Annotated in this window: 18 protein-coding genes; 6 read left to right on the top strand and 12 right to left on the bottom strand. The window is 57.3% G+C overall.

Features of this window, described 5'->3' with window-relative positions:
• Positions 1–497 precede the first annotated feature (497 nt).
• Complete coding sequence (gene purL / locus CFI10_RS05690) at positions 498–4,400, bottom strand: phosphoribosylformylglycinamidine synthase (RefSeq protein ID WP_206840456.1); 3,903 nt, start codon at positions 4,398–4,400, stop codon at positions 498–500.
• A 108-nt stretch (positions 4,401–4,508) separates the two neighbouring features.
• On the opposite strand from purL, the gene mltF reads away from it, so the two are divergent.
• Positions 4,509–6,008 (top strand): membrane-bound lytic murein transglycosylase MltF, encoded by a 1,500-nt coding sequence (gene mltF, locus CFI10_RS05685; protein WP_206840454.1) that lies wholly within the window; start codon positions 4,509–4,511, stop codon positions 6,006–6,008.
• Here the strand turns inward: mltF and tadA are convergent.
• Positions 6,000–6,518 (bottom strand): tRNA adenosine(34) deaminase TadA, encoded by a 519-nt coding sequence (gene tadA / locus CFI10_RS05680; RefSeq protein ID WP_206840452.1) that lies wholly within the window; start codon positions 6,516–6,518, stop codon positions 6,000–6,002. The genes mltF and tadA overlap by 9 nt on opposite strands.
• 208 nt (positions 6,519–6,726) lie before the next feature.
• Positions 6,727–8,238, bottom strand: coding sequence for an MFS transporter (locus CFI10_RS05675; protein WP_242530129.1), 1,512 nt, complete (start codon positions 8,236–8,238; stop codon positions 6,727–6,729).
• An 85-nt stretch (positions 8,239–8,323) separates the two neighbouring features.
• Between CFI10_RS05675 and CFI10_RS05670 the strand changes: the two genes are divergently transcribed.
• Entirely contained in the window at positions 8,324–8,857 is a 534-nt protein-coding gene (locus tag CFI10_RS05670; RefSeq protein WP_206840450.1) for a TetR/AcrR family transcriptional regulator, read from the top strand.
• A 340-nt stretch (positions 8,858–9,197) separates the two neighbouring features.
• Positions 9,198–9,725, top strand: coding sequence for an NUDIX hydrolase (locus CFI10_RS05665; RefSeq protein WP_242530128.1), 528 nt, complete (start codon positions 9,198–9,200; stop codon positions 9,723–9,725).
• A 335-nt stretch (positions 9,726–10,060) separates the two neighbouring features.
• Here the strand turns inward: CFI10_RS05665 and guaA are convergent, their stop codons facing one another.
• Both guaA and guaB read right to left on the bottom strand, forming a co-directional pair.
• A complete protein-coding gene (gene guaA, locus CFI10_RS05655) occupies positions 10,061–11,641 on the bottom strand; it encodes a glutamine-hydrolyzing GMP synthase (RefSeq protein WP_206840446.1) in 1,581 nt (526 codons plus the stop codon).
• A 92-nt stretch (positions 11,642–11,733) separates the two neighbouring features.
• A complete protein-coding gene (gene guaB, locus CFI10_RS05650; RefSeq protein WP_091825478.1) occupies positions 11,734–13,203 on the bottom strand; it encodes an IMP dehydrogenase in 1,470 nt (489 codons plus the stop codon).
• Positions 13,204–13,283: 80 nt separating this feature from the next.
• Here guaB and xseA point away from each other — a divergent pair, with 80 nt between their 5' ends.
• The 3 genes from xseA to CFI10_RS05635 all read left to right on the top strand — a co-directional run bounded on the left by xseA (position 13,284) and on the right by CFI10_RS05635 (position 16,187).
• A complete protein-coding gene (xseA, locus tag CFI10_RS05645; protein ID WP_242530127.1) occupies positions 13,284–14,666 on the top strand; it encodes an exodeoxyribonuclease VII large subunit in 1,383 nt (460 codons plus the stop codon).
• A gap of 69 nt (positions 14,667–14,735) precedes the next feature.
• The gene (gene bamJ, locus CFI10_RS05640; protein WP_206840444.1) at positions 14,736–15,362 is read left to right on the top strand and encodes a BamJ family beta-barrel-assembly machinery protein; all 627 of its coding nucleotides are present in this window, start codon (positions 14,736–14,738) and stop codon (positions 15,360–15,362) included.
• Between the two features lie 57 nt (positions 15,363–15,419).
• On the top strand, positions 15,420–16,187 hold the full coding sequence (locus CFI10_RS05635; protein ID WP_206840442.1) for an alpha/beta fold hydrolase: 768 nt from the start codon (positions 15,420–15,422) through the stop codon (positions 16,185–16,187).
• On the opposite strand, the gene CFI10_RS05630 is transcribed toward CFI10_RS05635, so the two are convergent.
• The 7 genes from CFI10_RS05630 to bioB form a co-directional block, all read right to left on the bottom strand.
• A complete protein-coding gene (locus CFI10_RS05630; protein WP_206840440.1) occupies positions 16,171–16,914 on the bottom strand; it encodes a putative metalloprotease CJM1_0395 family protein in 744 nt (247 codons plus the stop codon). The genes CFI10_RS05635 and CFI10_RS05630 overlap by 17 nt on opposite strands.
• A 35-nt stretch (positions 16,915–16,949) precedes the next feature.
• The gene (locus tag CFI10_RS05625; RefSeq protein WP_091825468.1) at positions 16,950–17,195 is read right to left on the bottom strand and encodes a hypothetical protein; all 246 of its coding nucleotides are present in this window, start codon (positions 17,193–17,195) and stop codon (positions 16,950–16,952) included.
• 136 nt (positions 17,196–17,331) lie between these two features.
• Entirely contained in the window at positions 17,332–18,018 is a 687-nt protein-coding gene (bioD, locus tag CFI10_RS05620) for a dethiobiotin synthase (protein WP_206840438.1), read from the bottom strand.
• Positions 18,015–18,797, bottom strand: a complete 783-nt coding sequence (gene bioC, locus CFI10_RS05615; protein WP_206840436.1) for a malonyl-ACP O-methyltransferase BioC — start codon at positions 18,795–18,797, stop codon at positions 18,015–18,017. Before bioC ends, bioD begins: the two co-directional genes overlap by 4 nt.
• Positions 18,784–19,560 carry a pimeloyl-ACP methyl ester esterase BioH gene (gene bioH / locus CFI10_RS05610; protein WP_206840433.1) on the bottom strand — a complete coding sequence of 259 codons (777 nt, stop codon included), beginning with the start codon at positions 19,558–19,560 and terminating at the stop codon, positions 18,784–18,786. The genes bioC and bioH overlap by 14 nt, the downstream gene beginning before the upstream one ends.
• A complete protein-coding gene (bioF, locus tag CFI10_RS05605; RefSeq protein ID WP_206840431.1) occupies positions 19,557–20,726 on the bottom strand; it encodes an 8-amino-7-oxononanoate synthase in 1,170 nt (389 codons plus the stop codon). Before bioF ends, bioH begins: the two co-directional genes overlap by 4 nt.
• A gap of 9 nt (positions 20,727–20,735) precedes the next feature.
• A complete protein-coding gene (bioB, locus tag CFI10_RS05600; RefSeq protein WP_206840428.1) occupies positions 20,736–21,791 on the bottom strand; it encodes a biotin synthase BioB in 1,056 nt (351 codons plus the stop codon).
• Positions 21,792–21,853 lie beyond the last annotated feature (62 nt).

Here is a 21,853-nt window from a genome sequence, read left to right as displayed (position 1 = left end):
AGGGCTCCCGATTCGTCTATCATGTTCAGCCCTTCAGTGACCGGTAAGCCACCTACTATGGCGTCTGCTGAATTCTGTGGTCCCATCCGGCCGCCTCACGACAGCCGTAGCCAAAGGCAGGACAACAGACCTCCCAGGGTAAGACGCGCGACCTTCACACTTATACCTGCCGCATTTACGACCGCCGCTCCGTGCAAGTACCGGGCTTTGAAGATAGTAGACTCCTCACCCACAGCTGCCGCCTCGTATGCGATTTCTGTTCGTCAGGTCAGTGCTTTGCCTTCGGCTTCCTTCAGATTCCACCTCGCGATGGACACCCTTGCCGTTCGGCTAGTGGTTCCCCTTGCCGGGCCCACAGAGGACTTGCACCTCCAAGTCATCCGACCGCCACCACGCGCATCGGAACAGCGCCCGTCACGGCGCTACGCGCCATGCCTGGCGCACCCAACAAAAACGGCAGCCGAAGCTGCCGTTTCTAAATTCAAGCCATTACCCGATCAACCGACCCAGACACGCGCATTGCGGAACATGCGCATCCAGGCACCATCCTCGGACCAGTCATCCGGCGCCCAGGAGTTCTGCACACCACGGAAGACACGCTCAGGGTGCGGCATCATGATGGTGACGCGGCCATCCGGCGTAGTAAGACCGGTGATACCCAGAGGCGAACCGTTCGGGTTAGCCGGGTACACAGTGGTGGCATCACCACGGTTATCCACAAAACGCAGAGAGACTGTACCGGATTCATTCAGCATGCGCAGCTGCGCATCGTCTTCAAATTCGGCACGACCTTCACCGTGAGCAATCGCGATCGGCATGCGGGAGCCGGCCATGCCCTGCAGGAAGATGGACGGGCTGTCCTGTACTTCCACCATCGCTACACGGGCTTCGAACTGCTCCGACTGGTTACGCACGAAATGCGGCCAGAGATCGGCACCCGGAATCAGTTCATGCAGGTTGGACAGCATCTGACAGCCATTGCACACGCCCAGCGCAAAGGTATCTTCACGCTCGAAGAATGCGGTGAACTGCTCACGCGCCACCGGGTTGAACAGAATGGACTTGGCCCAGCCCTCGCCAGCACCCAGAACGTCACCGTAGGAGAAGCCGCCACAGGCGACCAGACCACGGAACTGATCCAGCGTAATGCGACCGGATAGGATATCGCTCATGTGCATATCGATGGCATCGAAGCCGGCACGGTCAAAGGCTGCCGCCATCTCGACCTGACCGTTGACGCCCTGCTCACGCAGGATCGCAACCTTCGGACGCACACCGGAGGCGATCAGGTCGGCCGCCACGTCTTCGTTCTGGTCAAAGCTCAGGCTTACATTCAGGCCCGGATCTTCACGATCCAGCAAACGATCAAACTCCTGCTGTGCACATTCGGAGTTGTCACGCAGCGCCTGAATACGGAAGGAGGTTTCGCTCCACCAGCGCTGCAGCTGAATCAGATCGGCACTGTAGACCTCTTCGTCATCGAAGAAGCAGTTCAGCTGCAGATCCGGATTCAGCGTACCGATCACCTTGGCCACATCACCCAGGCCTGCCGCGTTCAGTTCGTTCAGCACGGTTTCCATATCGTCGCGACGGATCTGAATTACCGCACCCAGCTCTTCGTTGAACAGGGCGGCGGCCAGCTCGGAGGTGTCTTCGGCCAGCAGATCCAGGTTCAGATCCACACCGGTACGACCGGCAAAGCCCATCTCGGCAACAGTGGCCAGCAGACCGCCATCGGCGCGATCGTGGTAGGCCAGCAGCAGGCCCTGCTCGTTAAGCTCCTGAATGGCGGTGAAGAAGTGGGCCAGCAGCTCGGCGTCATCCACATCAGGTACGCTGTTACCGACTTCGTTGTAGACCTGCGCCAGTGCCGACAGACCCATGCGATTCTGGCCGTTGCCCAGATCCAGCAGGATCAGGTCGGTTTCACCCTTGTCGGTGCGCAGCTGCGGCGTCAGTGTCTTGCGCGCATCCAGCACCGGTGCAAAGCCGGAGATGATCAGCGACATCGGTGCAGTCACGCTCTTCTGCTCGCCGTTGTCATTCCAAACGGTACGCATGGACATGGAGTCCTTGCCCACCGGAATGGTGATGCTCAGCTCCGGACACAGCTCCATACCCACCGCCTTGACGGTGTCATACAGTTTTTCGTCTTCGCCCGGGTGGCCGGCAGCGCACATCCAGTTGGCGGACAGTTTGATGTCGGACAGCTTACCGATACGAGCCGCGGCCAGGTTGGTGATGGTCTCACCGACCGCCATGCGGCCTGAGGCCGGTGAGTCGATCAGCGCCAGCGGGGTACGCTCGCCCATCGCCATCGCTTCACCGGCATAGGTGTCGTAGGACGCGGTAGTCACGGCACAGTCAGCCACCGGCACCTGCCAGGGGCCGACCATCTGATCACGGGCAACGGTGCCGGTGATGGAGCGGTCACCAATGGTAATCAGGAAGGACTTGGATGCAACCGCCGGCAGCTTGAGCACGCGCTCGACCGCATCTGCCAGCTCGATTTTGCGGGTATCGAACTCGGGCACTTCGTAGCTCTTGCGCTCGATTGAGCGGTGCATCTTCGGCGGCTTGCCGAACAGCACACTCATCGGTAGATCCACCGGCTTGTTCTCGAAGTGGGTATCACCCAGGGTCAGATGGTGTTCTTCAGTGGCTTCACCGACCACCGCAAACGGGCAACGCTCACGCTCGCAGATCGCTTCAAAGCGGGCCAGATCTTCCGGCTTCACGGCCAGAACATAACGTTCCTGGGCTTCGTTACACCAGATCTCCAGCGGCGACATGCCCGGTTCATCATTATTGACGTTGCGCAATTCGAAGTTGCCGCCACGGCCACCATCTTTCACCAGTTCGGGGAAAGCGTTGGACAGACCACCGGCACCCACGTCATGGATAAACGCGATCGGGTTGTCGTCACCCAGCTGCCAGCAGCGATCGATTACCTCCTGACAACGGCGCTCGATCTCCGGGTTGCCACGCTGTACTGAGGCGAAGTCCAAATCGGCAGAAGAACTGCCAGAGGACATGGAGGATGCCGCACCGCCACCGAGGCCGATCAGCATCGCCGGGCCACCCAGGCAGATCAGCTTGGCACCGACAGTGATTTCGCCCTTCTCCACATGGTCTTCACGGATGTTGCCCAGACCACCGGCGATCATGATCGGCTTGTGGTAACCGCGCACTTCATCGCCATTGGCACCCGACACCTGCTGTTCGAAGGTACGGAAGTAACCGGTCAGATTGGGACGACCGAATTCGTTGTTGAACGCGGCACCGCCGATGGGGCCTTCGATCATGATATCCAGCGCAGACGCGATGCGCTCCGGCTTGCCATAGCCGGATTCCCAGGGCTGCTCGAAGCCTGGGATGTTCAGATCGGATACCGTGAAACCGGTCAGGCCCGCCTTCGGCTTGGAGCCACGGCCGGTAGCACCTTCATCACGAATCTCACCGCCAGAGCCGGTCGCGGCACCGGAAAACGGCGCGATGGCGGTCGGGTGGTTGTGGGTTTCCACCTTCATCAGAATATGGATCGCTTCCGGGTTGTAGCCATACTGGCCGGTGGCCGGATGCGGGAAGAAACGACCCGCCTTGCTGCCCACGATTACGGACGCGTTATCCTTGTAGGCAGACAGGACGTTTTCGCCACCCAGGTTATAGGTGTTGCGGATCATGGCGAACAGGGAATGCTCCTGACGCACGCCATCAATATCCCAGCTGGCATTGAAGATTTTGTGACGGCAGTGCTCGGAGTTCGCCTGGGCGAACATCATCAGCTCTACATCGTTGGGGTTGCGCCCCAGACCGTTAAAGCTTTCAACCAGATAATCGATCTCATCGTCTGCCAGCGCCAGACCCAGCTCTACGTTCGCTTTGGCCAGGGCATCACGACCACCGCCGAGAATGTCGACCTGAGTCATGGTTCGTGGCTGTTCGTGGCGGAACAGGGACTGCGCCTGATCCAGGTCAGTCATCACCGCTTCGACCATGCGATCGTGCAGCAGCTCGGCGATGTGAACGCGCTGCTCAGCAGTCAACGGCTGTTCGCTGCGCACATGGTAGGCGACGCCGCGCTCAAGGCGCTCGATTGCATTCAGACCACAATTACGGGCAATATCCGTGGCCTTGCTGGACCAGGGCGAGATAGTGCCGGGACGCGGAACAACCAGGAAGAGTTCTCCGACCGGTTCTTCCGCACTGGCCTTGGGACCATAACGCAGGATACGATCTAGAACCTGAGACTCCTGTTCCTCCAGATCACGCTGCAGATCTGCAAAATGAGTGTATTCTGCGTATAGACCTGTAACGGACGAAACCTGCGACCGGATCGAGGAAAGCAGTTTGGCATGACGAAAAGACGAAAGAGCGGGAGCTCCACGCAGTACGAGCATGTTGATATCGAGCCTCTTGATTCTACCTGCAGACCAGGCATGGGAGAGCGAAAGAATGAAAGCTGATTTTACCCGATCGGGCGACCGAGATACAGAATAGCCGAGCCTATGTTTAAAGAGCGGAAATCACCCCACCTGCGAGAACTGATCTATTCGGGCGCTCTGATCAGTCTCACGCTCGTGCTCGCCATAATCGGGCTGAAAACGCCTACCCAGCTCGATGCGATTCGCAACAACGGTGTTCTGAGGGTAGCCACCACCAATACTCCCATGACCTATTTTATTCGCCGCTCCGAGCCGGCAGGGTTTGAGTATGAACTTACCAAGGCATTTGCTGACCACCTGGGGGTGGAGCTTGAACTGGTCCTGCCATCCAGTTTCTCGGGGCTGTTTCAGGTCTTGCAGGAGCGTAACGCCCATTTGGCCGCTGCCAGCCTGACCGTCACCCGCGAGCGCCAGCAGCGCTTTGAGTTTTCGCCTCCCTACCGCCAAAGCGCACCCGTGCTGATCTACCGAGTACGACAGGGAAATCCGGCGCCCAAAACCCCGCTGGACCTTTACGGACGCAGCATCGGTGTCCTCAAAAGCTCAAGTTATGAAGAACTGCTGGATCAACTGCGACAAGAATTCCCCAAGCTGCGGTGGTTCAGTAACCCGGATGATACGGTTACCGACCTGCTCGACCGAGTCCATGAGGGCAGCCTCGACTACACCATTCTGGATTCAACCGTTTTTGATGCACAAAAATCATTCTATCCCGGCCTGAAAGCCGCATTTGAACTGCAACCACCCCAGCCCATCGCCTGGATGCTAAATCGCCATCATGACGGCACTCTCAAGGCAGCTTTGCAACAATGGTTTGCTCTGGAAGAAACAGCACAATTGATCAAAACCCTCGAGGAGCGCTACTTTTCACGCACCAATCCGCTTAACTTCTTCGATACGGTTTCATTTCGGAGGGACCTGGAAGAACGTTTTCTACCACTTTACCCCTGGTTCCGTGAAGCAGCAGACGCAAGCGGGATCAATTGGCTACTGCTGGCGGCCATCGCCTATCAGGAGTCACACTGGAGAGCCGATGCCGTCTCACCCACAGGCGTTCGAGGCATTATGATGCTGACGCAGGCAGCGGCAGCTGAGGTGGGTGTTGATGACCGTACCGACCCGAAGCAAAGCATTCTCGGCGGTGCTCAATACCTGGTCAATGTGAAGCAGAAGATCCCTGAGCGGATCCCTGAGCCCGACCACACCTGGTTTGCACTGGCAGGCTACAACGTGGGGTTTGGTCATCTTGAAGATGCCCGCATCCTGACCCAGAAAGCCGGCAAGGACCCCGACAAGTGGCAACATGTCCGCGAATACCTGCCTCTATTGAGCAACCCACGCTACTACAACCAAACGCGCTACGGCTACGCCCGAGGGCATGAGCCGGTGCAGTACGTCAGCAACATCCGCAAGTATATGGAGCTGTTGCGCTGGGAAGTGGATACCGCCGGGGCACGCAACCTGAACCCGGACCTTGGCAGCGACAGCGATGCCGCTGACACGAATGAAAGCAGCTCGGAAGCGCGCCCTCTGCCCTTGAGCAACCTGCCCAGCTCACTCTGAATTTGTGCCATCTGGAATCTGGCCGTTTGTAACCTTGAGCCGTTTTTTTTGTGCTCTGCGCGAGCGGAAAAAATCACTGATCTGCTCACTGCATTCTTTTGCCAATACCCCACCCTGATACTCCGGGCGATGATTGACCCAGGTCTGATCAAACACGCAGCCATTGCTTACCACAGCCCCTGCTTTGGGCTCAGTAGCACCAAACACAACCCTTGCAATACGCGCGTGTACGATGGCACCGGCACACATAGTGCAGGGTTCGATGGTGACATACAGCTCGGCTCCCACCAGGCGATAGTTTCCCACCTTGTCTGCAGCCTGCCTTAACGCCATGATTTCAGCATGAGCTGTCGGATCATGACTGCTGATTGGTCGATTCCAGCCTTCGCCGATCACAACGCCATCCAGCACCACCAGCGCTCCTACCGGCACTTCTCCCAGCTCGGCTGCACGCGCCGCGAGCACCTGAGCATGACGCATGAAAGCCTGATCCCGTGTTTCTTGGTCCATCTAGTTACCCTGCCTCACCGTCCCGTCTCGGCATTCATGCTGATCCCAACCGCCATAGAGCCGCATACCATACCCGTTTTCACATCAGACGTTATCTTCGCCGCCTATTCCCACTTTATCACTAAAAATATAACTGTTGAGCCTGCCCTGCGGATATGAGATTTGTCCGAGCCGAGCAAACCGGGCACGATGTCGGCATGCGCTAATCTCAGGCAGAGTCTTTGCGCATGTCAGTCAGCAGGAAGAACACCAACACCGCCAGCCCCCCGATCAATGCGGCAGACGTCAGCAGCAGCACTGAGTGTGTGGTCGAAAAAGCCGCCTTGCCCGCAGCAACCAATGCGGCGGCCTGATCGTCGGAAAGCTGCCGCGCGACCAGATACGTATCGCCCATCGAAACCGCAGCCTGATCTGCGAGATCAGGGGATAACCCAGCAGGGGTCGTGAGGTTACGCCTGAAAATAACCGACATAAACACACCAAATAGAGTGATGCCGAGACCAGTGCCAAGTTCATACCCGGTCGCTTCCAGCGAACCTGCAGCACCGCCCTTACTTGCATCGACTGAGCCCATAATAGCGATGGATGACGCAGTCAGGCCGATACTCAGCGCTAAACCCAGCAGTGCCAACAGTAGCGGTACAATCACTCCCGGAGCATGAAAATTCTGCACGGCCAACCAGCCAAGCGACAGTGCTGCGACGACCATCGACAGGCTGGCCACTGGCCGCAGTCCATACCGGGCAGATAGCCAGCCCGCAACCGGACCGCCCACTGCTGCCGCAGCCATGATGGGAATCATGAATATCCCGGCCTGAAGCGGTGTTTTGTCCAGGACGTATTGCAGCTCCTGCGCCAGAGTCAGTTCGACCCCGGCCAATGCGCCACTGGCGACCACCGCCATGATGATGCCAGCGACGATGGCAGGGTGTGCCAATAAGGAAAGATCCAGCATCGGCGCAGCAGCGCGGAACTGCTTACGAGCAAACAGCACCAGCATTGCCAATCCGAAAGCCAACGTCAGCAACACCACTGCAAGGGGTTGCTTGCCACCAAAACCCGTCTTGGCCGCATACACCACCGCAATCATACCCATGACCAGCAGCAAAGCCTGACCAATCGGCCAATGACCGGGTACGGTCTGCTCCTGACGCGGCAGCAGTAGCCAGCAGGCCGGAGCTACAACGAGCATCAGAGGCACGTTGATCAAGAACACCGAGCCCCACCAGAAATGTTCCAGCAGCGCACCACCTATCAACGGGCCAACCGCCGCACCGGCAGCCCCCACCGTACCCCATAATCCGAGCGCCAGTCCTCGCTCCTTATCGTCCTCAAAGGTACGGCGGATAATGCCCAGCACGCATGGCATGATCATTGATCCCCCCAACGCCAGCATAACACGCGCACCAATCAGCATCTGTGCAGTAGGCGCAAAGGCCGTCGCGGCTGAGGCAGCCCCGAAGATCACCAAGCCGATCAGTAAGATGAGTCGGTTACCTACCCTGTCGGCCAGAGTACCCATAGGCACCAGCAAGCCGGCCATCAACAGCGGATAAATATCGATGACCCACAGCACTTGGTTATTTGTTGCTCCCAACGCCTGGGTTAACGTGGGGACCGCAACATGCAGAATGGTCATATCGAGAACAACCGGCAGGAATGCCAGCATTACTGCTATCAGAATCAGCCAGCGCCTGGGGTTTGGAAAGTAGTAAGACACAGATTCACCCCTGATTTGCGCGTCATTTAAAATATAAATACAATCGTATTTAAAAAGATAATAGTGGGGGTAAAAAAGAAAAACAATGGGCAGAAAACCAACTATTACCCGTGACAGGTTACTGGATGTGGCCGAAGCACTTGTACGCGAACAAGGTGGTTCAGCGCTGACCATTGGTGCTTTGGCAAAGGCTGCAGGCATTTCCAAGGGAGGCGTACAGTACTCGTTCTCCAGCAGAGATGAGTTGGTAAGCAGCTTAGTTGACCGCTGGACAAGTCGGTTCGATGCGATGCTGGACGAAACACCGACAAATGATCCGCTCGACTTTATTCGAAGCTACATTGAGGCAATGAGAACCGCACAAAAGGCTATGGATGCCAAGATTGCAGGCCTGATGGTCAGTTATCTGGAAAACCCTGAGAACTTAAGGGAAACAAGCGCCTGGTACCGGGGAATTTTCGACCGTATGGCAGGCGCATCTTCAAACGCCCAAGCAGCACGCGTTGCCTTCCTTGCCGTTGAGGGCTTATTCCTCTTGCGTATCAATGGCATTGACGAAGATGGTGATTGGACGAGTTTTCTAGATGATGTAGATGCAGTGCTAACGCGCCTGACGTGATCGTTCGAATCTCGGTCTTGCAGTGCGGACCCAGCATGGCATGCCTAAAGACATCAGGTGTATTGGCGAATAATTTGATCTACCAGAGCTTCCACCAATTGCCCTTAGCCTGCTCTGTGCTTCGAATGCTAGCCCAGCAGCGCAAGATCTATGCGAAATTCTGTACCATGAGACGATCAATCAGGTCGCTCCAGGCGGAATAAGACAGACCTACTAACCTGGCACTGCGCCATTCAATAATGCCTGATATGCTTCTCAATACCGGGGGGTCACCCACCCAGGGGCTGAGATACTGTTGGCAAGAATGCAGCACAGTGACCCTTTGAGCCTGAATCGGATCATGCCGGCGAAGGGACAGGTTTTGACACCTCATGCCTTCGCTGGCCTCGCAAACGAGGCTGACATGTTATCAACGACAGAGAACACCCCCACCATTCGACCAATCGCCGCTACGATTGCCGCCGTCTATCACAAAGAAAAGATACTCTTGGTACGCCGGGCCAACCCGCCGGACGCAGGCCGCTGGGGCTTCCCCGGAGGGAAAATAGAGGCTGGCGAATCGATTGAACTTGCCGCCGTCAGAGAACTATTTGAGGAAACCGGGGTGCAAGGTCGTGCACGTCAGGTATTCACGGCGGTGGACGCCTTCGACCAGGACGAAAGCGGCCGGATACATCAGCACTTCGTGCTGATTGCGGTCCTTTGTGAATGGATTGCCGGAGAGCCCGTAGCTGGAGACGATGCGCTTGATGCGAAGTGGTTTAGCCTCGACGAACTGACCGATGCCGGCCTTGCCCTGAGTCTCGATGTCGCCAAGATCGCCCGTCAAGCAGCCGCTATCACCCTTGGACAAACGAACGGCTCATGATCTCCAGTATTTTCACTATTGCCGGGTCAAATCCTACTGTCGGTGCTGGCATTCAGGCTAACATCAAGACTTTATCGCCCATCCGCACGTATTATGCCATGTCAGAGATCACCGACGTCGTTACACAAAACATGATGGGATTAGACAGCACGGTATAGGCCATCACTCATGGCATCATGTCTCAATAGTACCACCTTGGATACCACGCTCAAGCGGTGCTTCCCGCTGCCATCAGTTGCCAAACACTGCCAGACACAAAAACAAAAAAGCCCATGAAAACATGGGCTTAAGTGTCATTTAATGCCAGTTAATACCAGCTGGTGCCTAACGTGTGATCATTCCCACTCAATCGTGGCTGGCGGCTTGCTGGAAACATCGTAGGTCACGCGCGAAACCTTGACGACTTCATTGATGATACGGCTGGATACGGTTTCCAGCAGCTCATAGGGCAGGTGAGCCCAACGGGCTGTCATGAAGTCGATGGTTTCAACGGCACGCAGGGCAATCACGTACTCATAGCGACGACCATCGCCCACAACACCCACGGACTTCACCGGCAGGAAGACGGCAAATGCCTGGCTGGTCTTGTGATACCAGTCGGCCTTGTGCAGCTCTTCGATGAAGATCGCATCCGCTTCACGCAGAATTTCTGCGTATTCCTTCTTCACTTCACCCAAGATTCGCACACCAAGCCCCGGCCCCGGGAAGGGGTGGCGGTAAACCATGTCGTACGGCAGGCCCAGCTCCAGACCGATCTTGCGCACTTCATCCTTGAACAGTTCACGCAGCGGTTCAACCAGCTCAAACTTCATGTCTTCCGGCAGGCCACCCACATTGTGGTGTGACTTGATGACATGCGCCTTGCCGGTCTTGGAAGCGGCAGACTCGATCACATCCGGATAGATGGTTCCCTGTGCCAGGAAGCGGCAATCTTTCAGTTTTTCAGCTTCATCATCGAACACCTCGATGAAGGTGTTACCAATGATCTTGCGCTTGGCTTCAGGATCAGCTTCGCCCAACAGGCGGCCCAGGAACTGATCCTCGGCATCGACACGGATTACGTTGACACCCATGTTACGGGCGAACATCTCCATCACCTGGTTGCCTTCACCCTTGCGCAGCAGACCGTTGTCCACGAACACGCAAGTCAGCTTGTCGCCTATCGCCTTGTGCAGCAAGGCTGCAACCACGGACGAGTCCACGCCACCCGACAGGCCCAACAGCACTTTCTGGTCACCGACCTGCTTCTGCACCTTTTCGATCAGGTCCTGAATAATATTCGCTGCCGTCCACAGTGCATCTGTGTTGCAGATCTCACGTACAAAACGTTCCAAAATGCGCAGACCCTGTTTGGTATGCGTCACTTCCGGGTGGAACTGAACACCATACAGGTTACGCTTGGGATCACACATGGCGGCAACCGGCGCAGAATCCGTGGCCGCAATCACGTGGAAGCCATCAGGCATTTCAGTCACCTTGTCGCCATGGCTCATCCAGACGTCCAGTGACAGAGTGCCGTTGTTTGCGATGTGATCTTCAATACCTTCCAGCAAACGGCTCGGGCTATCGGCCAGACGCACACGCGCATAACCAAACTCACGCTTGTCGGAACTGGCGACTTTGCCGCCCAGCTGCTCGGCCATAGTCTGCATGCCGTAGCAAATGCCCAGCACCGGCAGACCCATGTCAAATACGCATGCCGGAGCCCGCGGTGAATCCAGTTCAGTGACGGACTCAGGACCGCCTGCCAGAATGATGCCGTTGGGGGCAAATTCACGAATCGCCGCCTCATCCATATCAAAGGCATGGATCTCGGAGTAAACCCCGATCTCGCGTACCCGACGAGCGATCAACTGGGTGTACTGGGACCCAAAGTCCAGAATCAGGATGCGTTGCGCGTGAATATCTTTGCTCATACTCAGTGACTCCACCGAATGCTGGCCGCCAGGCGGCACAAACAAAAAGTGGGGCAGTCCACCGCCCCACTTGTCAGTTAGATATTGGTTGTTCAGCCCACACGATAGTTGGGGGCTTCCTTGGTAATACTTACGTCATGCACATGGCTTTCCGTGATGCCCGCGTTGGTGATGCGTACAAACTTGGGCTTGTTGCGCATCTCCTCGGTGGTGGCACAACCGGTATAGCCCATGGAAGCTCGCAGACCGCCCATCAGCTGATGCACGACACCCGCCATCGGTCCCTTGCAGGGAACACGACCCTCGATGCCTTCCGGCACCAACTTCTCGGCACCGTCTTTCGCATCCTGGAAGTAGCGATCGGAAGAGCCGGTCAGGCCTGACATGGCACCCAAAGAGCCCATGCCGCGGTAGGACTTGAAGGCACGCCCCTGGAACAGCTCGACTTCGCCCGGCGCCTCATCAGTACCGGCGAGCATAGAGCCGACCATCACCGCAGAGGCTCCGGCAGCAATTGCCTTGGAAAGGTCGCCGGAGAAACGTATGCCACCATCAGCAATCAAGGGAACACCGTGCTCGCGCAGTGCAGCTGCCACATTGGCAATCGCCGAAATCTGCGGCACGCCCACACCGGCAACAATTCGTGTAGTACAGATGGAACCGGGACCGATACCCACTTTCACGCCATCCGCACCTGCTTCAGCGAGCGCAATGGCAGCTTCTGCCGTTGCGATGTTGCCACCCACCACTTGCACCTGCGGGAAGTTCTGCTTCACCCAGGCCACACGATCAATAACACCCTTGGAGTGACCGTGTGCGGTATCCACCACAATCATATCAACACCGGCTGCTACCAGAGCCGCCACACGATCAGGGGTTTCGGGGCCGGTACCCACTGCGGCACCAACGATCAGACGACCACGACTATCCTTGGCAGCATAGGGGAACGCCTGAGCCTTACTCATGTCCTTCACGGTCATCATGCCGCGCAGAGCGAACTTGTCGTCAACCAGCAGGATCTTTTCAATGCGGTGCTTGCGCAGCAATTCGCGAATAACGTCAGGATCTTCGCCTTCGTTGGCTGTGACCAGTCGATCCTTGGGTGTCATGATAGTGGAAACAGTCGCATCCATATCATGCTCAAAACGCACATCGCGACTGGTAACAATACCCACCAGCTCGCCGTTATCTACAACCGGGAAGCCGGAGAAGCTCAGCTTGCGCGACAGCTCAATGATTTCGCGCACGGTGGTATCGGAACTGCAGGTAACCGGATCCAGCACAACGCCAGACTCGAACTTTTTGACCCGGCGCACTTCTTCGGCTTGCTGTTCGAGGGTGAGATTCTTGTGGATGATGCCGATACCACCTTCCTGTGCCATCGCGATGGCCAGACGGGATTCGGTAACGGTGTCCATGGCCGCCGAGACCAGCGGAATATTCAGTTCAATACCCTTGGTCAGGCGGGTCTTCAGTGAAACGTCCTTCGGGAGTACTTCCGAGTATCCCGGAACCAGCAAAACATCATCAAAGGTTAGCGCTTCTTCAACGATTCGCAACATACTGAACCAGCCCGTTTTCTGTGAAAAATTAAACAGGAAATTATACACAAAACCTGCGCAGACAACAATCAGCGATCACGATGGATGCCAGCCTTGCCGATGTCGTTTATCATGCCGGCATGAACCGATCTGAAGCCACACACTCTACCGCCATCAGCGTCAGTGAACTGAACCGTCAGGTGCGTTCACTGCTGGAAAATTCCTTCATGAGCCTGAGGGTCGAAGGCGAGATCAGCAACCTCGCCCGTCCTTCCTCAGGACACTGGTATTTTACGCTGAAAGATGACAAAGCGCAGGTACGCTGCGCCATGTTCCGCAACCGCAACCAACAGGTTCGCTTTCGCCCGAAAGAAGGGGACCAGGTGGTGATTCAGGCCAAGGTGAGCCTGTACGAAGGACGCGGAGACTTTCAGCTGATTTGTGAGCAGATGCAGGAAAGCGGACTGGGCAAGCTGCAGCTGGCTTTTGAAGCATTGAAACAGAAACTGGCCGGTGAAGGCCTGTTCGAGATCGGCCGTAAACGACCACTTCCCTCCCCTGCACGCCATATTGGCGTGATTACCTCCCCTACCGGGGCGGCGATCCACGACATACTGACCGTTCTGCAGCGACGCTGCCCGGCACTGCCGATAGCGCTTTATCCGGTCGCGGTTCAGGGTAACGAGGCTGCAGGCCAGATTGTACGCGCCATCGAACTGGCCAACCGTGATCAGCGCTGTGATGTACTGATTGTGGGTCGCGGCGGCGGCTCTCTGGAAGATCTTTGGCCCTTCAACGAGGAAATTGTGGCACGCGCCATTGCAGCCTCCCGTATTCCTGTTGTATCTGCGGTAGGGCATGAAGTCGACGTGTCGATCAGCGACCTTGTGGCTGACCTGCGTGCACCTACGCCCTCAGCTGCGGCTGAGCTAATCAGTCCGGATCAGCAGGTGCAATTGCAGCATCTCGCAAGCCTGCAGCACCGCTTGCAGCGGCAAATGCATCTACAGCTGCAGCTCTGCCGTGAGCGTATGGATCACCTTCGACTCAGGCTGCGTCACCCCGGTGAACGCCTGCGTGAGCAGAGCCAACGACTCGATCAGCTTGAACTGCGTTTGCAGCGTGCGCTTCAACAGCAGCTGAACAGACGCCAACAGCGACTGGATACTCTGGAACAGCGACTGCGTCAGGTTTCGCCATCTCGCATGCTGCAGCAAAAGGCACAGCAGCTGCAGCCACTGCAACAGAGGCTGCAGTCTTCCATTTGCCATTTGCTTGAACGTCGCCAGCTCAAGCTGCAGGGACTCATGCGCGAATTGAACAGTGTCAGCCCTCTGGCAACACTGGAGCGTGGTTACGCTATTGTTCAGTCCAGCGATGGTACCGCCATTACTGCAAACACACAGGTCAAGTCGGGCGAGCAGATCCAGGCCCGATTGCACCGGGGTGCTCTGATCTGCCGCGTCGAGAAGATCAGCGACTGAAGCCCCGTCAAAGCTGCAGTTATGTTAGCATCGCCCTCTTTAATCAACCGAACGACAAGCGGATTTAATATGTCTGAACAGGTATTCGAAACAACAGAACAGCGCGCCAGCTATGGCATTGGCCGCCAGATGGGTGACCAGCTGGCTCAGGGCAGCTTTGATGGTGTCGATGTGGAAGCGGTGATCACCGGTTTGCGCGATTCCTTTGGTGGTGAAGGCCTGCGGGTACCTGCCGAGCAGATTCAGGCCGCGTTCAACGAGATCACTCAGCGCATGCGCGAAGCTCAGGAAGCACAGGCACGCGCAGCGGCAGCCAAGGGCGAAGCGTTTCTGGCAGACAACGCCAAACGTGAAGGTGTCGTGACGCTTGAATCAGGCCTGCAGTACGAAATCATCGGAGCCGGTGACGAAAATGGTGAAAATCCGACCGCCAGCAGCAAGGTGCGCACCCACTATCACGGCACTTTCATCGATGGCAAGGTGTTCGACAGCTCCTATGAACGCGGCCAGCCGGCCGAATTCCCGGTCGGTGGCGTGATCGCAGGCTGGACCGAAGCCCTGCAGCTGATGACCAAAGGGGCCAAATGGCGCCTCTATGTACCTTACCAACTGGCCTACGGTGCCCAGGGCTCTCCCGGTGGCATTCCGCCCTATTCAACTCTGGTATTCGATGTCGAGCTGATCGACATTCTGTGATCCTGTCGCCGCACGTAGCCAAGCATACGTGCGGCCTGCTCATTTCGGGTATTCATCATGCAACTGAATTTTCATCGCAGTGGCAAGGGAGCGCCGCTGGTCATTCTGCACGGCCTGTTTGGCACGCTGGAAAACTGGGGTGCCCAGATTAAACAGCTCAGTGAACACTTTGATGTCATTGCCGTCGATCTTCGCAATCATGGTCGCTCGCCACACGATTCGCGTATGGACTATACCGCCATGGCAGATGACGTGATCGAGCTGATGAACCGGCTGGGGCTTGAAAAGGTCAATTTGATGGGGCACTCAATGGGTGGCAAAGCCGCGATGCAGCTGGCGATGGATCATCCAGGCAAAGTCGAGCGGCTGATAGTGGTTGATATTGCCCCGGTCGAGTATCCACCACATCATAACGATGTGTTTGCAGGCCTTAAATGCATTAACCTGTCGCAGCTGAAAAGCCGACGCGAGGCTGACGATATACTGAGCCAGCATGTGAATTCAGAGGCAACCCGCGCATTCCTGCTGAAAAACCTCTACCGCAATGAAGACCGACATTTCGCATGGCGCATGAACCTGCCCTCACTTGAGCAGCAATATCGCCAGATAGCGGCTGCGCCCGAGGGCACGCCCTACGGAGGACCTGTTCTGTTCATCAAGGGCGGGGAGTCAGGTTATATCCAGGCAGAGCATCAGCAGGCCATTCTGTCACGCTTTCCTGCCGCCAACTTCAAGATTATCGCCGGTGCGGGACATCTGCCGCATGTCGAGAAACCTAGCGCATTTACTCGACTGGTCGAAAAATTCCTCAGACCTGATAACTGAAAAGAGTGCCGGGCGGATACATCCGAGCAAAAACACCGGCCTCAACCAGCTGCCGCTGCAGCCGCCCCATGGATTCTGCCTGCGCCTCACGCATCTCGGCGCGCCTCTCGTTACCGGCACCGTCTTCCTGACGCGTTTCAGCTGCGGCACCCGTTGTCTGCTCCGGTTCTTCACCGCTTTCTTCGCTCGCTTCACTCTCCTCCATTTGGGCCAGCTCAGCACGTGCTTCGGCGGCCATGGCACGAGCACTGGCTGCAACTCTATAGTCCTGAGACGAAGGTTCAGCCGGCGCCATCGCCGCACGAATAATCGCTTCCGCCTTCTCTAGGGTCGCACGCGGGTCTCCGCTGACGGCAGAGGTATCAATACTCACCTCACCGCCAACAGCATACATCTGGCCATCAGGGCCACGTTCGTAACTGTAGGAAACAGCACCGGTAATACCGGCGCCGGCAGCCTGATGCGCCATTTCATGCTGCCGGACCTCCCGGTCACGGGCGCTTAGCTGCTGTAAAACGCGCTGCTCCTGACGCTGCTCAACCGACTGTTGGCGTGAACTTGATACAGTGTCTTTTGGAGTCGAGGATGAGCCTTGCGCAGTGTCGCTTGCACTGCCTGCCTGCGCTTGCGCAGACGAATCAGGCTGGCTTGCCCGGGTGGCAGGCTGTGAATAGGTGCCGGAAACAGGAACCGACGGGGGTGAGATACTGGAGAGTGCTGTGCTCATGGCAGAAGAGGGAGGATCACCCCTCCCTTCCTGTATCAGGCCATGGTATCGATCAGGTTACCCAGCACCTCATCCGTCGCATTAACCACCTTGGTAGCGGCAGCTTCGGTGGTTTCATTGACGGTAGAGTTGGCAACAGCCTGATTAATTTCACGCCCGGAAGCGACTTCTGCCAAGTCCGGACGACCGCTGCCCTGAGTGTCACCGGATACTTTCGGTGTGTTGTCCAGAGTACGGTTTACGTTGAACATGCCACTGTTCTGAGCTGATGTAATGTTCATGGGGCACCTTCCATCATTTTCAATTGCAGTTCAGGCGACAAAACAGCACGCGTCAGGACCTTAGTATCCTGACGCTCGGTACGCCTTTGATTGCATCTGGTAGCAGTATAGAACAACTGCACCCATTGGTCACTTTTTACTCATCCAACAGTGGAATCAGATCAATATGGTCGGCAACTCGCTCTGGGTCAGGATCATCCAACCAGGGAATCCGCCCCAGCAGAGGAGCGCGGAACAGCCTCTCCAGCGTGGCCAGATTTTCATCCGGGCAACTCATGTCCGGGTCGATATGGTTGGCGACCCAGCCGGCTAGGCGCAGGCCATCGCGGGCGATCGCCTCGGCGGTCAGAATAGCGTGGTTGATGCAGCCCAGCTTCATCCCCACCACCAGGATCACATCCAGCTCCAGCAATTGTGGCAGCCGCGCCAGGCTTTCACGCATGCTCAGCGGCACGCGCCAGCCACCGGCACCTTCCACCAGCACCAGATCTGCCGGTTGCATCATGGTGCCACGGCAATAGGCCGCCAGTCGGTCGGCGGTCAACACTCGCCCTTCCTGTTCGGCGGCAATGTGCGGTGCGATCGGTGGTTCGAAAGCGATCGGGTTGACCTGCTCATAACTCAGCTTGATGCTGGCAGCCTGTTGCAGCAGCAGCGCATCGGAGTTGCGCAGTCCATCCGGCGTCTGTTCACACCCGGCTGCCACCGGTTTCAGGCCTATGGTTCTCAACCCTCTGCGGTTTGCAGCCGTGAGCAGTCCGGTGGTCACCAGAGTCTTGCCTGCATCGGTATCGGTACCGGCGATGAAAAAGCGCTTTTTCACTGGGACTCCTTGAACAGTTCCAGATAATAAACTTCATAGGTAGCGGGAAGAGCACCATCGGCTTGACGCTGCCGTTCATAGGCGTCCAGCAGCCTTATCAAGCGTTGACGACTGCTCAGCCCTTGATCGCGACGACTGTTCACATTATGAGCACCCAACGCCTTGAGCTCGTGCATCAGCTCCTGCAGGCGATTGTAACGGAGCACCCTGTATTCAGTCTCGCACCGCGCCAATGTCAGGCCGGTGTTGTATGCCAGTAGCCGTTCGAGTGCTGTAAAGCTGTTCACATGCACATCGTCATCCACCGCTGCCCATGCCCGCTTCAGCTCATGCAGCGTATCCGGTCCCAACGTGGCCAGCAGACAACGACCGCCCGGTTTAAGCACCCGCGCCAGTTCGGTCATCAACCGGTCCGGCTGTTCGCACCACTGCACGGCAAGGCTGGACCAGATCAGCTCAATGCTGGCGTCCGCCAGTGGCAGTTGTTCGGCATCACCACAGAGATAGAATGCCCCCGGCACCGACCGCTGTTCGCGGGCAAAGGTGAGCATGCCATGGGCCAGATCCAGATGCAGCAGCGGTGACTCTGGATAACACGCATGCAGATGCGGCGAGGCATATCCGGTGCCACAACCAAGATCCAGCAGGTTGCCTTCGACCTCCTCGGGCAGCCACTGCAGCAGACGGTCGGCGATAGCGCGCTGCAACTGAGCAACGGAGTCGTAACTCTCGGCCGCACGACTGAATGCCTGGGCAACCCTGCGTTTATCCCGCTGCATCGGCACCATCCACCTGGCGCACCAGCGCATTGAGCATGTTCAGCGCTTCATCGGCATGGCTGATAAAAGGCAAGTGTGCACTCTGCGCCAGTACATTAACCTTCAGCTTCGGGTTCAATGCCTGTACCTGCTTCGCCAGACCTACCGGTACCAGCTGGTCTTCAGCACCCAATATCAGCTGGGCTGGGCAGTTCAGAGTGGCCAGGGCCGAGCGCAGGTCGGATTCCAGCAGCATCAGCGCTGATGCCAGTGCCTGAGGCTCCGCCGTTGCCATAACACCTTTAAGTCGTTTCAACTCATCACGGGCGCTGGCTGAACCACGCGTCTGCAGGGCGGCAAAGCGCTGCAGGGTTTTGGCCTCGTTGTACGCCAGTGACTCAACAAAGACGTTGAATACGTCCGACGCCATGGCGCAGGGCCAATCCTCACGGGCGACAAAACAGGGGTTGGCGGCAATCAGGCTCAGACTTTTCACTTGTTCCGGCGCCTGTTCGGCACAGGCCAATGCCAGCTGTCCGCCAAGCGACCAGCCCACCCAGTGCGCCTGCTCGGGTGCGGCTTCAAACAGAGCCCCAACCACGGAGCCCAACGACATATCACCTGCGGGTGCAGAACGTCCCAACCCCGGCAGATCAATCAGCGTTACACGATAACGCTCGGCCAGGCGGTCGGAAAAGTCACCCCAGATGCCAGAGTTCAGCCCCCAGCCATGCAGCAGCACCAGATCAGGGCCAGTGCCACGGGTTTCATGCCACAGACTCATGCCACGCCTCCGGTACGAACCTGATTCAGCGCTTCCAGCAAGCGATCCACCTGCTCTTCGCTGTGGGCCGCACTGAGGGTCACCCGCAGGCGCGAGCTACCCGCCGGGACAGTGGGCGGACGGATGGCACTGATAAAGATACCACGTGCTTCCAGCGCGGCACTGATCCGCATCGCCTCACCGGCATCGCCGATCAGAATCGGCTGGATAGGCGTTGGCGAATCCATCAGCGCATAACCCAGCTGCTCACAGCCACTGCGAAAGCGCTGGATCAGCTGCGCCAGCTCGTCGCGGCGCCAGCTTTCGGACTGCACCAGCCTGAGACTGGCACGGGTGGCTTGAGCCACCGCCGGCGACATGCTGGTGGTATAGATGTAAGTGCGGGCAAACTGGATCAGGGTTTCGATCAGCACTTCGGAACCGGCTACAAAAGCGCCGGAGGTACCGAAGCCTTTACCCAGAGTGCCGATTAGTACCGGCACCTCTTCGTTGCTCAGACCGAAGTGCTCGACGCAGCCGCCGCCCTTGGTGCCCAGACAGCCAAAACCATGGGCATCGTCCACCATCAGCCAGCCGTCATGCTCGCGGGTTACTCGACTCAACTCTGGCAGGTCGGCAATATCGCCATCCATGCTGAACACGCCATCAGTGACCACCAGCTTGCGGCGCGCTTCTGAGCGACTCAGCCGCTGAGCCAGGCTATCGGGGTCGTTGTGCAGGTAACGCTGGAAACGAGCACCACTGAGCAGGCCCGCATCCAACAGGGATGCATGATTGAGACGGTCCTGAAACGCCGCATCCTGTTTGCCGATCAGGGCATTGACGGCACCAATGTTGGCCATGTAGCCGGTTGAGAACAGCAGCACCCGCTCACGGCCGGTAAATTCCGCCAACTCTTCTTCCAGCGCATGGTGAGCCTGCGAATGTCCGTTGACCAGATGAGACGCACCGCCGCCCACGCCGTAGGTATCGGCACCCTGCTTAAGCGCAGCGATCACCTCTGGGTGGTTGGCCAGCCCCAGATAGTCGTTGGAGCAGAACGCCAGATAGCGACGGCCATCAACGCTGACTTCCGGCCCCTGGGCCGACTCCAGCACTCGGCGCTGACGATAAAGGTTATCCTGCCGCCGTACTTCGAGCGCGGCGGCCAGATCATTGAAGGACATGGATCTGCCTCAGTGCGCGACGGTGGCGTCGACGAACAGATCAGCATCCTGCTGGGCCTGAATCTCGGCGGCCAGTTTCTGCTCCTGGTCGGCATCGGAGTCTTCGATGCGCTGTTCCGGGCGAATACCCAGACGTTTGAACAGCTGCAGGTCGCGGTTGGTTTCCGGGTTTGGCGTGGTCAGCAGGCATTCGCCGTAGAAGATGGAGTTGGCACCGGCAAAGAACGCCATGGACTGCAATTCGTCGGACATCTGCTCACGACCGGCAGACAGACGCACATGGGATTTGGGCATCATGATACGCGCCACGGCGATGGTACGGATGAATTCCAGAGGGTCGAGGTCTTCCACGTTTTCCAGCGGCGTGCCCTGCACCTTCACCAGCATGTTAATCGGCACCGACTCTGGCTGCTGCGGCAGGTTGGCCAGTTGCATCAGCAGGCCATAACGATCCCTGGCAGTTTCACCCATGCCCAAAATGCCGCCGCTACAGATTTTCATGCCGGAATCACGTACATGCTGCAGGGTATTCAGACGATCCTCGTAGCTGCGCGTAGTGATGATCTTGTCGTAGAACTCCGGCGAGGTGTCCAGGTTGTGGTTGTAGTAATCCAGCCCCGCCTCGGCCAGCTGTTGCGCCTGCGTTTCCTGCAACATGCCAAGCGTCATGCAGGTTTCCAGCCCCATCGCTTTCACGCCCCTGACCATCTCGATTACGTAGGGCATGTCACGCTCGGTGGGGTGTTTCCAGGCAGCGCCCATACAGAAACGGGTTGAACCGGATTCTTTCGCCTGCCTGGCCTTGTTCAGCACCGCTTCGACTTCCATCAGACGCTGTTTTTCCAGACCGGTATTATAGTGGGCGCTCTGCGGACAGTATTTGCAGTCTTCCGGGCAGGAGCCGGTCTTGATCGACAGCAACGTGCTGACCTGTACCTCATTGGGATTGAAGTGCTGGCGGTGTACGCTTTGAGCCTGAAACAGCAGATCATTCATCGGCAATTCAAACAGGGCGCGTACTTCCTGTTCGGTCCAGTCGTGGCGCACTTCAGCCTGGCTTAGCATAACTCCAATCCCCTTGTGACATAATCATGGGACATGCACGGATCGCATATCAATTCCCAGCA

Origin of the sequence: Marinobacterium iners (assembly GCF_017310015.1) — a bacterium.
Lineage (GTDB): Bacteria > Pseudomonadota > Gammaproteobacteria > Pseudomonadales > Balneatricaceae > Marinobacterium > Marinobacterium iners.
The sequence above is the reverse complement of the archived record's forward strand: the minus strand, read 5'-3'. Positions and strand labels throughout refer to the sequence as shown.

What these genes read in the sequence shown, in the direction of transcription:
- purL (WP_206840456.1), bottom strand. Translation starts at nt 4,400, where the DNA reads ATGCTCGTACTGCGTGGAGCTCCCGCTCTTTCGTCTTTTCGTCATGCC.
- mltF (WP_206840454.1), top strand. Translation starts at nt 4,509, where the DNA reads ATGTTTAAAGAGCGGAAATCACCCCACCTGCGAGAACTGATCTATTCG.
- tadA (WP_206840452.1), bottom strand. Translation starts at nt 6,518, where the DNA reads ATGGACCAAGAAACACGGGATCAGGCTTTCATGCGTCATGCTCAGGTG.
- CFI10_RS05670 (WP_206840450.1), top strand. Translation starts at nt 8,324, where the DNA reads ATGGGCAGAAAACCAACTATTACCCGTGACAGGTTACTGGATGTGGCC.
- CFI10_RS05665 (WP_242530128.1), top strand. Translation starts at nt 9,198, where the DNA reads ATGCCGGCGAAGGGACAGGTTTTGACACCTCATGCCTTCGCTGGCCTC.
- guaA (WP_206840446.1), bottom strand. Translation starts at nt 11,641, where the DNA reads ATGAGCAAAGATATTCACGCGCAACGCATCCTGATTCTGGACTTTGGG.
- guaB (WP_091825478.1), bottom strand. Translation starts at nt 13,203, where the DNA reads ATGTTGCGAATCGTTGAAGAAGCGCTAACCTTTGATGATGTTTTGCTG.
- xseA (WP_242530127.1), top strand. Translation starts at nt 13,284, where the DNA reads ATGGATGCCAGCCTTGCCGATGTCGTTTATCATGCCGGCATGAACCGA.
- bamJ (WP_206840444.1), top strand. Translation starts at nt 14,736, where the DNA reads ATGTCTGAACAGGTATTCGAAACAACAGAACAGCGCGCCAGCTATGGC.
- CFI10_RS05635 (WP_206840442.1), top strand. Translation starts at nt 15,420, where the DNA reads ATGCAACTGAATTTTCATCGCAGTGGCAAGGGAGCGCCGCTGGTCATT.
- CFI10_RS05630 (WP_206840440.1), bottom strand. Translation starts at nt 16,914, where the DNA reads ATGAGCACAGCACTCTCCAGTATCTCACCCCCGTCGGTTCCTGTTTCC.
- CFI10_RS05625 (WP_091825468.1), bottom strand. Translation starts at nt 17,195, where the DNA reads ATGAACATTACATCAGCTCAGAACAGTGGCATGTTCAACGTAAACCGT.
- bioC (WP_206840436.1), bottom strand. Translation starts at nt 18,797, where the DNA reads ATGCAGCGGGATAAACGCAGGGTTGCCCAGGCATTCAGTCGTGCGGCC.
- bioH (WP_206840433.1), bottom strand. Translation starts at nt 19,560, where the DNA reads ATGAGTCTGTGGCATGAAACCCGTGGCACTGGCCCTGATCTGGTGCTG.
- bioF (WP_206840431.1), bottom strand. Translation starts at nt 20,726, where the DNA reads ATGTCCTTCAATGATCTGGCCGCCGCGCTCGAAGTACGGCGGCAGGAT.
- bioB (WP_206840428.1), bottom strand. Translation starts at nt 21,791, where the DNA reads ATGCTAAGCCAGGCTGAAGTGCGCCACGACTGGACCGAACAGGAAGTA.